Genomic DNA, 13,172 nt, shown 5'->3' with positions numbered 1-13,172 from the left:
AATTCCCGGGTCCGGGTTACGGACGTCTCCGGACACTTACCTAGAAATTGCCGGAACCTCACTCGGGAGGGGGATCCCTTACCGGGGAGTCACTGCCGCATGGCTCACAAAAGCGACCGCTTAGTAATTTCCTCTTGTACTGTTCAGGCATGTCAGAAGCATCAGCGACGCAGGCCGTCATCGGCGACAGCGAGTTCGACCGCGACACCGCGGTGACCCCGCGCGCGCCCGGGGTGTACGACATCGACCTCTCGGCCGGCTGGACCATCATCAGCGCCGTCAACGGCGGCTATCTGCTGGCGGTGCTCGGGCGGGCCCTCGCGGACACGCTGCCGCACCCGGACCCGTTCACCGTCTCCGCGCACTACCTGACCGCCTCCCGGCCGGGCCCGGCCGTGATCCGCACGGACACCGTCCGCACCGGCCGCACCCTCTCCACCGGCCAGGCCTCCCTCTTCCAGTACGACGACGAGGGCAACGAGGTCGAACGCATCCGCGTCCTGGCCTCCTACGGCGATCTCGCCGCCCTCCCCGACGACGTCCGCACGACGGCCGTCCCGCCCGCCATCCCGCCCATGGACCAGTGCTTCGGCCCCGAGGACGGGCCCGCCCCGGTCGACGGCAGCTCCGCCATCACCGAGCGGCTGATGCTCAAGCTGGACCCGGCGACCCTGGGCTGGGCGCTCGGCGCACCCTCCGGCAAGGGCGAGATGCGCGCCTGGTTCGGGCTCGCCGACGGCCGGGACGCCGACCCGTTCTCGCTGCTGCTGGCCGTGGACGCGCTGCCGCCCACCGCGTTCGAGATCGGCCTCACGGGCTGGGTCCCGACGGTCGAGCTCACCGTCCACGTCCGGCACCGCCCCGCCCCGGGCCCCCTCCGGGTCTCCATCACCACCCGGAACCTCGCCGGCGGCTTCCTGGAGGAGGACGCCGAGGTCTGGGACAGCGCGGACCGGCTGGTCGCCCAGTCACGGCAGCTGGCCCGCGTCCGGCTCGGCTGACCGCCGGTCTCTGTCACGGGCCTGTACCAGCGCCCAGGCCGCCGCCGCTCCGGAAGGCGCAGGTCACAGGGGTGCCTTGAACCGCCCTTTGCCCCGAGCACAGGCGGCGCATAGGGCGGTCCCAAGAACGCCCTAAGCGCCGTTGGTTGAGTGCCACTCCTCAGGACTCCCTCATCCTCCACGGAGTTGGCTCTCATGAAGCGTGTACGTCTCGTCCCCGCGGTCGCCCTGCTCGCCGTGTCACCGCTGCTGCTGACCGCGTGCGGCTCGGGCGACTCGTCGTCCTCCTCCGGCACCGGCAACTCCGGCTCATCGGGGACCTGTCAGCGCCCCTCGGGCATGCCCACCGGTCGGGCCTCCGGCGCCCCGTCCGGTGCCCCCTCGGGCGCCCCCACCGGCACCGCCAAGCCGACCGGCACCCCCACCGGCATGCCGAGCGGCGCGCCGGGCGGCGGCGGTCAGGGCGGCCCCGGCGGCGGCATGGGCGGTGGCTGCGGAAGCGGCCAGGGCGGTCCCGGGGCCGGCGGCGCGGCCCCCAGCGGCGCGCCGACCGCGCAGGCGACGAAGAGCTGAGCACCGAGGTCGTACGACAGGGGCGGCGCGTCCGGCGAACGGACCCGCCGCCCCTGTGTGTCACGGCTCCTGGTCCAGCCAGTGCTGCCGGCCGAGGCTGATGAGCCGCATCTGACGGGTGGCGATCCGGGTCACGCGCTGCCGCTCCGCCTCCGAGGGCTCGGGCGACTCCAGGGTCTCCAGGAACAGCGAGGCGGTGATGAGCATCTGGTCCACGTACAGGTGGGCCAGCATCAGCAGGTCGTCGTCCTGCCAGCCCTCGGCCCCGGGGTCCTTGGCCAGCTCCGTCTTGACCTCCTCGGCGAACCGGGCCAGCTGGTCCCGGATCGCCGCCCGCACCGGCTGCACCCCGCCGTGCCGCTCGCGCGCGATGAACCGGACGTGCGCCGGGTGCGCGGCCACATGGTCGGCGATCAGCCGCACGGCCCGGGTGATGCGCTCGTCGCCGGGGGTGGCGACCGTCGTGCGGACCATGGGGTGCAGGCTGCCGAGCGCCTCGTCGACGAGGGCGACGCCCAGGTCGGCGGTGGACCGGAAGTGCCGGTAGAAGGCGGTCGGGGCGACCCCGACGGCCCGGGTGACCTCGCGCAGCCCCAGGCTGCTCAGGCTCTGCTCCTCCAGCAGCCCGAGCGCCGCGTCCAGGAGGGCCTGGCGGGTCTTCTGCTTCTGGGCCTGCCGGATGCCGAGGGTGTGACTCATGTCATCCAGTTAACAACTGTTCTCCAGAATTGAAAAGCCGTAGGAGTTGCTAGACTCGAAGTCAGTGAACAACTGTAACTACAACCGTTCACCCAAATGTAACGGAGGGGGATCGAAACCCATGCTGTTCCTCGTCGCCGCACTCATGCTGCTCGGCGTGGTGCTGGGCACTGTGGCCCACGCGCCGCTCGACGTCACCGCCGGCCTGGCCGCGGTCATCGCCGTCTGGCTCGCCGTCTTCGCGGTCCGTGAGCGCATCGCCCGGCACCGCCGCACCTCGGCCAACTGACCTTCCGTCCCGCTCGCCAGAGGAGCCGACCATGATGCACCTCACCGCCCCGGCCGCCCCCCGTACCCGGCCGCGCACCCGCGACGCCGACGGCATGGCCGTCGCGTCCTTCATCCTGGGCCTGCTGGGCCTGCTGGTCCTGAACCTGTTCCTGGGCCCGATCGCGATCGCCCTGGCCGCCGTCGCCCTGTGGCGCGGCACGGCCCGCAAGGGCCGCGCCTACCTCGGCCTGTTCCTGGGCGTGGCGGACCTCGCGGTCCTCGGCATCGCGATGGAGCTGTCGAACACGGTGTCGTGGAGTCTCTGAACGGGATCTTGAAAGCCCGGTTCAGGGCAGCGCCCCGTCAGGGGCGCTGGGGGTACCCCCGGCCGAAGGCTGGGGGAGGAACTGCGCGACCAGCCACGGCCTACCGGCACCCGCAACCGGCCATAGACCCCTACGGCGCTGGGCGACCCCCACCCCGCCCCCCGTAGAATCGACCCCACCATGGCCTACCTCGACCACGCAGCCACGACCCCCATGCTCCCGGAAGCGGCCGCTGCCCTCACCGCCGCCCTGGGCGTCACCGGCAACGCGTCCTCCCTGCACGCCTCCGGCCGCCAGGCCCGCCGCACGGTCGAGGAATCCAGGGAGACCCTGGCCGAGGCGCTCGGCGCCCGCCCCAGCGAGGTCGTCCTCACCTCCGGCGGCACCGAGGCCGACAACCTCGCGGTCAAGGGCCTCTACTGGTCCCGCCGCGACGCGGACCCCGCTCGCACCCGGGTCCTGTCCAGCCCCGTCGAACACCACGCGGTCCTCGACGCGGTCCACTGGCTCGGTGAACACGAGGGCGCGACGGTGGAGTACCTCCCCGTCGACGGCTACGGCCGGGTCCACCCCGACGCGCTGCGCGAGGCGATCGCCCGCAACCCCGACGACGTGGCCCTCGCCACCGTCATGTGGGCCAACAACGAGATCGGCACGATCCTGCCGATCCGCGAACTCGCCGACGTGGCCCGTGAGTTCGACATCCCCCTGCACGCGGACGCGGTGCAGGCGTTCGGCCAGACCCCGGTGGACTTCGCCGCCTCCGGCCTCGCCGCGATGACCGTCTCCGGCCACAAGATCGGCGGCCCCTACGGCATCGGCGCCCTGCTGCTCGGCCGTGAGTACAGCCCCGTACCGGTCCTGCACGGTGGCGGCCAGGAGCGGCACGTGCGCTCCGGCACCCTCGATGTCCCGGCGATCGCCTCCTTCGCGGTGGCCGGGCGCCTCGCCACCGAGCGCCGCGAGCGGTTCGCGCGCGAGGTCGGCGCCCTGCGGGACCAGCTGATCGACGCGGTGCGTACGGCCGTACCGGACGCGATCCTCGGCGGCGACCCGGTGGACCGGCTGCCGGCCAACGCCCACTTCACGTTCCCGGGCTGCGAGGGCGACTCGCTGCTCCTGCTGCTCGACGCGCAGGGCATCGAGTGCTCGACGGGCTCCGCCTGCACGGCCGGGGTCGCCCAGCCGAGTCACGTCCTGCTGGCCACCGGGACCGACCCGGACCTGGCCCGGGGCACCCTGCGCTTCTCGCTCGGCCACACCTCCACCCAGGCCGACGTCGACGCCGTCGCCAAGGCGATCGGCCCGGCGGTGGAGCGGGCCCGGGCCGCCGGACTGTCGTAGACCGGTTCCGCCGGGGCGCGACACGCGAACGGCTGCCGCCGGCGCTCCGCCCGCCGGCGGCTGCCTGACGAGAGGACCGGCCTCCGGCCGGCTAGCTCTCGGTCACCATGAGGGACGCCATCATTCCCTCGTCCTCGTGCTGCAGCAGATGGCAGTGCAACATGTACATGTAGGTGTCGTCCGCGAAGTCCGTGAACTCCATCGCGATCTTGATCGAGCCGCCGCCGACCACCTCGTAGGTGTCGAACCAGCCGAGGTCGACTCCCGTCGGATCCTCGCCGTTGACGGAGACCAGCTGGTAGGGCACGTCGTGCAGGTGGAACGAGTGCTCCAGCTGGGTGCCGTTCTTGATGGTCCAGATCTCCTTGGACCCCAGCGTGGTGCTGATCATGGCCATCGAGGACATGCTCGTCCCCGCCGACCCGTTGATCGTCATGGTCGTGCCGCTCTGGCCGAGGGTGATGGTCCGGGCGGTGAAGTCGCTGGTGTCGTACCGGTCGATCGTGTTGAGCGAGGCCGGCAGGTCGTCGGGGGTGTCGGTGCCGGACGCGGTGATCGCGAGCACGTCGTAGGTGCCGCTGCCGCCGCGGACCCAGCCGGTGGTGACGACGGCCTGCAGCGTGACGGCGTCCGACAGGTCGAGGACGAACTCGGCGCGGGCGCCGGCCACCAGACGGATGCTGGTCACCTCGGTGGCCGCGGTGAGGTAGCCCTGGTCGGTGGCGATCTGGTTGAGGTTGCCGCCGTCGCTGCGCTGGATGGTGATGATGTCGGACGGCGAGGCGTTGAGCACCCGGAACCGGGTGCGGGTCTTGGTCGCCGTGAACGTCAGGGTGGTGTCGTCCACGTTGGTGCCGTTCAGCAGCAGCGGGAAGCTCAGCCCGTTGCCCAGGTAGCCGCTGAGGTTGTACTTGATGTCGCCGGCGCTGTCCGTGGCGAGGCTCTGGAAGATCAACGGAATGTCGTCGGTGCCGTAGGTGCTCGGCAGGTCCGAGGAGGCGGTCGAGTCGTCCGTCACGATGATCATGCCGGCCAGTCCGTGCACCGCCTGCTTGGCCGTGGTGCCCAGGGCGTGCGGGTGGTACCAGAGCGTCTTGGCGTCGTCCTCGACCGTGAACGTCGGGGACCAGGTCTCCCCGTCGGCGAAGGCGACCTGGGGGCCGCCGTCCATCTTGGCGGGGACGTGGGCGCCGTGGAAGTGGACCGTGGTGTCCTCGCCCAGGCTGTTGGTGATGTTGAGCAGCACCGTGTCGCCGTTGGTCCACTTCATGGTGGGGCCGAGGAAGGACTGGTTGTAGCCCATCGTGGAGCTGGTGACCCCGGAGATCACCTCGGCGGTGCCGGTCTTCGCCTCCAGGGTGAAGGTGGTGGTGCCGCCGGAGGTGGTGCCCTCCAGGAGGTCGGGGACGGTCAGCGTCGCCGTGTTGGTCGCGGCGCCGGCCTTGTTGCCCTCCGCGTCGGCCAGCAGGGCGAAGGCCGCGCCGCCCGCGGCTACGGCGCCCAGCCCGACCCCGGCCATGCCGCCGAGGAACGTGCGGCGGTGAAGTCCCTTGCGGCGCCTGGCCGTCGTCCCGCCGCGGGTGACCTGCTCGTCGGTGCCGTCCGCCTCGAAGGCGGGATCTGTGGTGTGGGTCATGGCCCCGGATGGTTGACCGGGGGACTGTGCGCAATCTGAGGCGAAGTTAGGAGCCGACCCGGAGGGCTGTGCGGCGGCCGTGGACGCCCGCATCGCTCAACTCGCCCGCGAACAGACCCGAGTTGGCGAGGTGCAGCTTGCGCCCGGGGTGAGGGACGCAACGGACACAGGCGGCGCGCAGGGCGACCACAGGGTCACGATTGAGTCACGTGAGTCATCTGAGTCACCTGAGCCAGGGCGGGGCGGGTCACGCCTGTCCGGCGTGCCGCACCAGCCGCATGTAGCGATCCCAGTCCCAGTGCTCGCCCGGATCGGTGTGGTCCGTCCCCGGCACCTGTGCGTGGCCGATCACGTGCTCGCGGTCCACGGCCATGCCGTAGCGCCTGCATATCGCGGCCGTGAGCCGTGCCGAGGCCGCGTACATCGCGTCGGTGAAGTCCTGCGGACGGTCCACGAACCCCTCGTGCTCGATCCCGACGCTCCGCTCGTTGTACGACCGGTTGCCCGCGTGGAACGCGACGTCCAGCTCGCGGACCAGCTGGGTGATCCGTCCGTCCTTGCGCACGATGTAGTGCGCGGCCGCCGCGTGCGCCGGGTCCTGGAAGGCCTTCACCGCGCTCGCGTAGCCGCCCTGCGTGACATGGACGACCACCCGGTCCACCGGATAGTCGTCCGGCCGGTTCGCCGTCCGGTAGTTCGCCGGGGACGCCGCCACCCAGCGCGCCCCCCTGAAGTCCACCGCCCCCGCCACCCGGGCCTTGCGCACGCCCGGCAGCCGCCAGTAGAACCGCGTCAGCTCGTCCCTGCTCAGCGCCGCCGTGCCGACGGCCGCCGCCGCCCCGCCGACCAGCAGCGCGCGGCGCCCGATCCGCCGGTCCCTGTCAGCCGCCACTGTCCGATCCACCCCCCCTGCGCACCTCCGTGTGCACGCCGTGTGATCTCCAACGGATACTCGTGGGCCCTGGTTCCCGCGCCCCCGTACCCTTGAGGGGCTATGACTGACACCCCGCAGCGCACCCGTCCCCTCCGCGTCCTCGCCGCCATGTCGGGCGGCGTGGACTCCGCCGTCGCCGCAGCCCGCGCGGCGGAAGCCGGCCACGACGTCACCGGCGTCCACCTCGCGCTCTCCGCGAACCCGCAGTCCTTCCGCACGGGCGCCCGGGGCTGTTGCACCATCGAGGACTCCCGCGACGCCCGCCGCGCCGCCGACGTCATCGGCATCCCGTTCTACGTCTGGGACCTCGCCGACCGCTTCCGTGAGGACGTCGTCGAGGACTTCGTCGCCGAGTACGAGGCCGGGCGCACCCCCAACCCGTGCCTGCGCTGCAACGAGAAGATCAAGTTCGCCGCGCTCCTGGACAAGGCCCTGGCCCTCGGCTTCGACGCGGTGTGCACCGGCCACTACGCGAAGGTGGTCGTCGGGGACGACGGCTCCCGCGAACTGCACCGCGCCTCCGACATGGCCAAGGACCAGTCGTACGTCCTCGGCGTCCTGGACGAGAAGCAGCTCGCCCACGCGCTCTTCCCGCTCGGCGACACGGTGACCACCAAGGACGAGATCCGGGCGGAGGCCGAGCGCCGCGGCCTCGCCGTCGCCAAGAAGCCCGACTCGCACGACATCTGCTTCATCGCGGACGGCGACACCCAGGGCTTCCTGGCCCGGCGGCTCGGCAAGGCGGAGGGCGACATCGTCGACGAGTCCGGCGCGAAGGTCGGCACCCACGAGGGCGCGTACGGCTTCACCATCGGCCAGCGCAAGGGCCTGCGGATCGGCACCCCGGCCGCCGACGGCAAGCCGCGCTACGTCCTCGACATCTCACCGGTGGACAACACGGTCACGGTCGGCCCGGCCGCCGCCCTCGACGTCACCGGCCTCACCGCGATCAAGCCCCGCTGGTGCGGCACGGCCCCCTCCGGCCCCGGCACCTACACCGCCCAGCTCCGCGCCCACGGCGGCGAGACCGAGGTGAGCGCCGAGCTGGTCGGCGGCGAACTGCGCGTCACGTTCACCGAGCCGGTCCGCGGCGTCGCCCCCGGCCAGGCGATCGTCCTGTACGACGGCACCCGCGTCGTCGGCTCGGCGACCATCGCGTCGACCGTACGCCGTCAGTCGGTGACCTCGACGTCGTAGAAGCAGAGGTGGTCCTTGATCCGGGCGACCTCTGGCTTGGGCTCGGGATACGCCCAGACCAGGTCCGGCGCGTCCGGCAGGGACCAGTAGGAGGCGGTGCCCTTGAAGGGGCAGACGCTGTGCGACGCGGAGGGCGTGAGCAGGTCGAGCCGCACGTCGTCGGCGGGGATGTAGTAGCGCGGGGGACAGCCGGTCTCGTGCAGTACGAGGGCCCGGTCGCTCTCGGCGAGGACCAGGTCGCCGTGCGTCACGCGCACGTGCCGGTCACTGTCTTCGACGGTGATGGTGTGTCCTGAGGCCATGTAGAGGGGACGCGTACCGGCGCCCACTTGTTCCCGGCGCCGGCACCCGCACCCGCCGCACTCCGCCAGTGCCTACCCTGACCCCATGCGAATCTGCGTCTTCCTCTCCGCCGCCGACCTCGACGACCGCTACACCCGGCCCGCCCGCGACTTCGGCAAACTCATCGGAGCGGGCGGCCACGCCCTGGTCTGGGGCGGGTCCGACACCGGTCTCATGAAGGTCGTCGCGGACGGGGTCGAGGAGGGCGGCGGCAGGCTGATCGGCGTCACCGTGGAGTTCCTCGCCAACAAGGCCCGCCCCGGCGTCGACGAGATGGTCGTCGCGGCCTCCCTCGCGGAGCGCAAGCGGCTCCTCCTGGAGAAGGCCGACGCGGTCGTGGTCATGGTCGGCGGTACCGGCACCCTGGACGAGGCCACCGAGATCCTGGAGCTGAAGAAGCACGGCCGCACGGACAAGCCGGTCGTCCTGCTCAACACCGCCGGTTTCTACGACGGCCTGGAGGAACAGTTCCGCCGCATGGAGGCCGAGGGCTTCCTGCCCCGCCCCCTGCCGGAGCTGATGCACTTCGCCGCCGAACCCGCCGACGCGCTCGCCTACCTGGAGGCGAACCGGCCGGCCCGCTGATGCGAGCATGGCCCTCATGGCAACTCATGTGATCACCGGCGCCGGCTCCGGTATCGGCGCCGCCGTGGCCCGCAGGCTGCACGCGCGCGGGGACGACCTCGTCCTGCACGCGCGCGACGCGGCCCGCGCCAAGGAATTCGCCGCCGAGTTCCCGGGCGCCCGCACCCTGGTCGGCGACCTGGCGGACCCGGACCGGCTCTCCTGGGCCTTCTCCCACCAGTCGCTCCCGGACCGGGTGGACTCGCTGCTGCACATCGCGGGCGTGGTGGACCTGGGCGAGGTCGGCGAGCTGACCCCGAAGTCCTGGCGGCACCAGCTGAACGTCAACCTGGTCGCACCGGCCGAGCTGACCCGGCACTTCCTGCCCCAGCTGCGCGCCGCCCGCGGCCATGTGCTGTTCGTGAACTCGGGCGCGGGACTCAACGCCCACGCCGGCTGGTCGGCGTACGCGGCGTCCAAGCACGGCCTGAAGGCCCTCGCGGACTCCCTGCGCCAGGAGGAGGCCGGCAACGGAGTCCGGGTCACCTCGGTCTACCCGGGCCGGACGGCGAGCCCGATGCAGGCGAAGGTCCACCAGCAGGAGGGCAAGGAGTACGACCCGGCCCGCTGGATCGACCCGGAGTCGGTGGCGACCACCGTCCTGACCGCCCTGGACCTCCCGAGGGACGCGGAGATCACGGACGTCAGCGTGCGCCCCGGCCCGACGCCCGGCCCGGCGTAGCGGCGGTCGGGGGCACCACGTCCGGCGCACCGCACCAGCGCACCCGCGCCCCGACCAGCGCAGCCGCGCCACCGCACCCCGACCACCGCACCCGCACCGCGGTCACCCCGCATAGGCTCCTCGTGTGAACGCACACCCCACCTTCGGCCCGGCCACCGGCGTCGGCTCGCTTCCCGGCACCGACGCCAGGGAGGCCGCGAAAACCGCGACGGGCAGCTTCGAGGACTTCCCGTTCCTGCCCGAACTGCCCGCCCGCGGCCCCGGCGCCGACATGATCGGCCGTACCGCGGGCCTGCTCGTCGAGCTGTACGCGCGCGTGGAGCCCAGCGGCTGGCGGATCGGCGACCGGCCGGGCCGCGACACCCGGCGCGCCCGGTCCTGGCTGGGCGAGGACCTGGACGCACTGGAGGAGTTCACCCAGGAGTACCAGGGGCCGCTGAAGGTGCAGGCGGTCGGGCCCTGGACGCTCGCCGCCGCCCTGGAGCTGAGGAACGGCGAGTCGGCCCTCTCCGACCCCGGCGCCTGCCGCGACCTGGCCGCGTCGCTCGCCGAGGGCCTGCGCCTGCACCTGGCCGAGGTACAGCGGCGGGTTCCCGGCGCCGGCCTCGTGCTGCAACTCGACGAGCCGTCCCTCACCGCCGTGCTGCGCGGCCAGGTGCGGACCGCCAGCGGCTACCGCACCCACCGGGCCGTGGACCGCCAGCTCGTCGAGTCGACCCTGCGGGACGTCATCGACGTCCACGCCGGCGGCCCGGTGGCCGTCCACTCCTGCGCCCCCGACGTGCCCTTCGCGCTGCTGCGCCGGGCCGGGGCCGAAGCGGTCTCGTTCGACTTCTCGCTCCTCACCGAACGTGACGACGAGACGATCGGCGAGGCCGTGGAGGCCGGTACCCGGCTGCTGGCCGGTGTCGTGCCCGGCACGGACACCGCATTGTCAGACCCTGCCGGTAGCGTCATGGGTGTCAGGACGCTGTGGCGCAGGCTGGGGCTGCGACCGGGGCTGCTCGCGGAGACCGTCACGGTCACACCGGCGTGCGGGCTCGCGGGCGCCTCCCCGGCCTACGCCCGGCAGGCGCTCGCCCACTGCGTCCGGGCGGCGAGATCACTCGCGGACAACCCAGAGTAACGGGAGGAACACGGTGGCCGGCGACAAGCAGCAGGCTCAGACGGCGGTGCCCGCCGAGGCCCGGGAGCAGCACGCGCAGCTCGCCGAGCAGATCGAGGAGCACCGCTTCCGGTACTACGTGAAGGACGCCCCGGTCGTCAGCGACGCCGAGTTCGACAGGCTCCTGAAGACGCTGGAGGCGCTGGAGGACCAGTACCCGCCGCTGCGCACCCCGGACTCGCCGACCCAGAAGGTCGCGGGGTCGTACGAGACGGAGTTCACCTCGGTCGAGCACCGCGAGCGGATGATGTCGCTGGACAACACGTTCAACGACGACGACCTCGCGGCCTGGGTCGAGCGCATCCACAAGGAGCTGGGCGACCAGGAGTTCCACTTCCTGTGCGAGCTGAAGGTCGACGGCCTCGCGGTCAACCTGACGTACGAGCGCGGGCGCCTCGTCCGCGCGGCTACCCGCGGCGACGGCCGCACCGGCGAGGACATCACGCCCAACGTCCGCACGATCGCCGAGATCCCGGACCGGCTGCACGGCGAGAAGGTCCCGGACCTGGTGGAGATCCGAGGCGAGGTCTACTTCCCGATGGAGAAGTTCGCCGAGCTCAACGAACGGCTGGTCGCGGCCGGTGACAAGCCGTTCGCCAACCCGCGCAACGCGGCGGCCGGTTCGCTGCGCCAGAAGGACCCGCGCGTCACCGCCTCCCGCCCGCTGCACATGGTCGTGCACGGCATCGGCGCCCTGGAGGGCTTCGAGGGCCTCGGCCGGCTCTCCGAGGCGTACGAGCTGCTGAAGACCTGGGGACTGCCCACCTCCCGGCACAACAGGGTGGTCGACGACCTCGACGGGGTGCGGGAGTTCATCGCCCACTACGGCGAGCACCGGCACTCGGTGGAGCACGAGATCGACGGCGTCGTCGTCAAGCTGGACGAGATCCGCCTCCAGGGCCGCCTCGGTTCGACGGCCCGGGCCCCGCGCTGGGCGATCGCGTACAAGTACGCGCCGGAGGAGGTCAACACCAAGCTCATCGACATCAAGGTCGGTGTCGGGCGCACCGGGCGGGTCACGCCGTACGCGCAGGTCGAGCCGGTGACGGTGGCGGGCAGCGAGGTGGAGTTCGCGACCCTGCACAACCAGGAGGTCGTCAAGGCCAAGGGGGTGCTGATCGGCGACACCGTGGTGCTGCGCAAGGCCGGTGACGTGATCCCCGAGATCCTCGGCCCCGTCGCCGACCTGCGCGACGGCAGCGAGCGGGAGTTCGTGATGCCCGCCGAGTGCCCCGAGTGCGGCACCCCGCTGCGGCCCATGAAGGAGGGCGACATCGACCTCCGCTGCCCCAACGCCCGCACCTGCCCCGCCCAGTTGAGGGAGCGGGTGGCGTATCTCGCGGGCCGGGAGTGCCTGGACATCGAGCACTTCGGCTCGGTGGCGGCGGCCGCCCTCACCCGGCCGCTGGAGCCGGCCGACCCGCCGCTGGTCGACGAGGGAGACCTCTTCGACCTCACGGTGGAGAAGCTGCTGCCCATCAAGGCGTACGTCCTCGACCCCGACAGCGGGCTGCCCAAGCGCGACCCCAAGTCGGGCGAGGAGAAGGTCGTCACGGTCTTCGCCAACCAGAAGGGCGAGCCCAAGAAGAACACCCTCGCCCTCCTCCAGCACATCGAGGAGGCGAAGACCCGTCCGCTCGCCCGCTTCCTCAACGGCCTGTCCATCCGGCACGTCGGACCGGTCGCCGCACAGGCGCTGGCCCGCGAGTTCCGCTCCATCGACCGCATCGAGCAGGCCACCGAGGAGGAACTGGCCGGCATCGACGGCGTCGGAGGCATCATCGCGACGGCGCTCAAGGAGTGGTTCGCCGAGGAGTGGCACCGCGAGATCATCCGAAAGTGGAAGGCCGCTGGAGTCCCGCTCGAGGACGAGTCCACCGGCGACGACGAGGGACCGCGTCCCCTGGAAGGACTCACCGTCGTCGTCACCGGAACGCTGGAGCGCTACACCCGGGACGGCGCCAAGGACGCACTGCAGAGCCGCGGGGCCAAGGTGACCGGCTCGGTGTCCAAGAAGACATCCTTCGTGGTCGTCGGTGACAACCCCGGATCGAAGTACGACAAGGCGATGCAGGTGAAGGTTCCGGTCCTGAACGAGGACGGATTCGTCGTCCTTTTGGAGCAGGGGCCGGAGGCGGCGGCCGAAGTGGCGCTTCCGACCGGGGAGTAGCGGTTGAAGGCCACCCGTTCGGCGCATACCAGATGCATACGGGTGGCCGGGGCGCAATCGGGCAACCGTCCACGACCGTTGCCCGTGAAAGCCTTCCGCGGCCTACTGTTGGGATATGCGCCCGCCGTGCCCAGCTGCGGTCGGGGCATTCCCGTGCTCCGCAGGGCACGGACCGCATGGCGTGGGCACCGCCGGCTGTGAGAGGGACG

14 protein-coding genes are annotated in these 13,172 nt (G+C 71.9%); 10 read left to right on the top strand and 4 right to left on the bottom strand.

Annotated features, from left to right (window positions below):
- The first annotated feature begins 149 nt into the window (after positions 1–149).
- Together AB0G52_RS15330 and AB0G52_RS15325 are read left to right on the top strand one after the other, a co-directional pair.
- A complete protein-coding gene (locus AB0G52_RS15330; protein ID WP_132889712.1) occupies positions 150–1,001 on the top strand; it encodes a thioesterase family protein in 852 nt (283 codons plus the stop codon).
- Positions 1,002–1,196: 195 nt separating this feature from the next.
- Complete coding sequence (locus AB0G52_RS15325) at positions 1,197–1,574, top strand: hypothetical protein (protein WP_132889713.1); 378 nt, start codon at positions 1,197–1,199, stop codon at positions 1,572–1,574.
- A gap of 60 nt (positions 1,575–1,634) precedes the next feature.
- On the opposite strand, the gene AB0G52_RS15320 is transcribed toward AB0G52_RS15325, so the two are convergent.
- Positions 1,635–2,273: a TetR family transcriptional regulator gene (locus AB0G52_RS15320; RefSeq protein WP_132889714.1), complete on the bottom strand. Its 639-nt coding sequence runs from the start codon at positions 2,271–2,273 to the stop codon at positions 1,635–1,637.
- Between the two features lie 121 nt (positions 2,274–2,394).
- On the opposite strand from AB0G52_RS15320, the gene AB0G52_RS15315 reads away from it, so the two are divergent.
- From AB0G52_RS15315 to AB0G52_RS15305, 3 genes are all read left to right on the top strand, one after another.
- Complete coding sequence (locus AB0G52_RS15315) at positions 2,395–2,562, top strand: hypothetical protein (protein WP_165939399.1); 168 nt, start codon at positions 2,395–2,397, stop codon at positions 2,560–2,562.
- Between the two features lie 34 nt (positions 2,563–2,596).
- Positions 2,597–2,869, top strand: coding sequence for a DUF4190 domain-containing protein (locus AB0G52_RS15310; protein WP_361336818.1), 273 nt, complete (start codon positions 2,597–2,599; stop codon positions 2,867–2,869).
- A gap of 180 nt (positions 2,870–3,049) precedes the next feature.
- On the top strand, positions 3,050–4,213 hold the full coding sequence (locus AB0G52_RS15305; protein ID WP_361336770.1) for a cysteine desulfurase family protein: 1,164 nt from the start codon (positions 3,050–3,052) through the stop codon (positions 4,211–4,213).
- Between the two features lie 91 nt (positions 4,214–4,304).
- Here AB0G52_RS15305 and AB0G52_RS15300 read toward each other — a convergent pair whose 3' ends face one another.
- Positions 4,305–5,849, bottom strand: coding sequence for a multicopper oxidase domain-containing protein (locus AB0G52_RS15300; protein WP_361336768.1), 1,545 nt, complete (start codon positions 5,847–5,849; stop codon positions 4,305–4,307).
- Positions 5,850–6,096: 247 nt separating this feature from the next.
- A complete protein-coding gene (locus tag AB0G52_RS15295) occupies positions 6,097–6,741 on the bottom strand; it encodes an N-acetylmuramoyl-L-alanine amidase (RefSeq protein WP_361336766.1) in 645 nt (214 codons plus the stop codon).
- 102 nt (positions 6,742–6,843) lie between these two features.
- Here AB0G52_RS15295 and mnmA point away from each other — a divergent pair, with 102 nt between their 5' ends.
- Entirely contained in the window at positions 6,844–7,980 is a 1,137-nt protein-coding gene (gene mnmA / locus AB0G52_RS15290; protein WP_361336764.1) for a tRNA 2-thiouridine(34) synthase MnmA, read from the top strand.
- Here the strand turns inward: mnmA and AB0G52_RS15285 are convergent.
- The gene (locus tag AB0G52_RS15285; RefSeq protein ID WP_132889719.1) at positions 7,956–8,282 is read right to left on the bottom strand and encodes a DUF427 domain-containing protein; all 327 of its coding nucleotides are present in this window, start codon (positions 8,280–8,282) and stop codon (positions 7,956–7,958) included. The genes mnmA and AB0G52_RS15285 overlap by 25 nt on opposite strands.
- A gap of 85 nt (positions 8,283–8,367) precedes the next feature.
- On the opposite strand from AB0G52_RS15285, the gene AB0G52_RS15280 reads away from it, so the two are divergent.
- From AB0G52_RS15280 to ligA, 4 genes are all read left to right on the top strand, one after another.
- Positions 8,368–8,907 carry a TIGR00730 family Rossman fold protein gene (locus AB0G52_RS15280; protein ID WP_132889720.1) on the top strand — a complete coding sequence of 180 codons (540 nt, stop codon included), beginning with the start codon at positions 8,368–8,370 and terminating at the stop codon, positions 8,905–8,907.
- A gap of 16 nt (positions 8,908–8,923) precedes the next feature.
- Positions 8,924–9,628, top strand: a complete 705-nt coding sequence (locus tag AB0G52_RS15275) for an SDR family oxidoreductase (protein WP_361336761.1) — start codon at positions 8,924–8,926, stop codon at positions 9,626–9,628.
- Positions 9,629–9,752: 124 nt separating this feature from the next.
- Complete coding sequence (locus AB0G52_RS15270) at positions 9,753–10,754, top strand: methionine synthase (RefSeq protein WP_132889722.1); 1,002 nt, start codon at positions 9,753–9,755, stop codon at positions 10,752–10,754.
- Positions 10,755–10,767: 13 nt separating this feature from the next.
- On the top strand, positions 10,768–12,963 hold the full coding sequence (gene ligA / locus AB0G52_RS15265) for an NAD-dependent DNA ligase LigA (RefSeq protein ID WP_132889723.1): 2,196 nt from the start codon (positions 10,768–10,770) through the stop codon (positions 12,961–12,963).
- Positions 12,964–13,172: the final 209 nt, after the last annotated feature.

Origin of the sequence: Streptomyces sp. NPDC021562 (assembly GCF_040640875.1) — a bacterium.
Taxonomy (GTDB): Bacteria; Actinomycetota; Actinomycetes; order Streptomycetales; family Streptomycetaceae; genus Streptomyces.
The sequence above is the reverse complement of the archived record's forward strand: the minus strand, read 5'-3'. Positions and strand labels throughout refer to the sequence as shown.

Excerpts from the sequence above, each read along its gene's own strand:
- AB0G52_RS15330 (WP_132889712.1), top strand. The coding sequence starts at position 150 with ATGTCAGAAGCATCAGCGACGCAGGCCGTCATCGGCGACAGCGAGTTC.
- AB0G52_RS15325 (WP_132889713.1), top strand. The coding sequence starts at position 1,197 with ATGAAGCGTGTACGTCTCGTCCCCGCGGTCGCCCTGCTCGCCGTGTCA.
- AB0G52_RS15320 (WP_132889714.1), bottom strand. The coding sequence starts at position 2,273 with ATGAGTCACACCCTCGGCATCCGGCAGGCCCAGAAGCAGAAGACCCGC.
- AB0G52_RS15315 (WP_165939399.1), top strand. The coding sequence starts at position 2,395 with ATGCTGTTCCTCGTCGCCGCACTCATGCTGCTCGGCGTGGTGCTGGGC.
- AB0G52_RS15310 (WP_361336818.1), top strand. The coding sequence starts at position 2,597 with ATGCACCTCACCGCCCCGGCCGCCCCCCGTACCCGGCCGCGCACCCGC.
- AB0G52_RS15305 (WP_361336770.1), top strand. The coding sequence starts at position 3,050 with ATGGCCTACCTCGACCACGCAGCCACGACCCCCATGCTCCCGGAAGCG.
- AB0G52_RS15300 (WP_361336768.1), bottom strand. The coding sequence starts at position 5,849 with ATGACCCACACCACAGATCCCGCCTTCGAGGCGGACGGCACCGACGAG.
- mnmA (WP_361336764.1), top strand. The coding sequence starts at position 6,844 with ATGACTGACACCCCGCAGCGCACCCGTCCCCTCCGCGTCCTCGCCGCC.
- AB0G52_RS15285 (WP_132889719.1), bottom strand. The coding sequence starts at position 8,282 with ATGGCCTCAGGACACACCATCACCGTCGAAGACAGTGACCGGCACGTG.
- AB0G52_RS15280 (WP_132889720.1), top strand. The coding sequence starts at position 8,368 with ATGCGAATCTGCGTCTTCCTCTCCGCCGCCGACCTCGACGACCGCTAC.
- AB0G52_RS15275 (WP_361336761.1), top strand. The coding sequence starts at position 8,924 with ATGGCAACTCATGTGATCACCGGCGCCGGCTCCGGTATCGGCGCCGCC.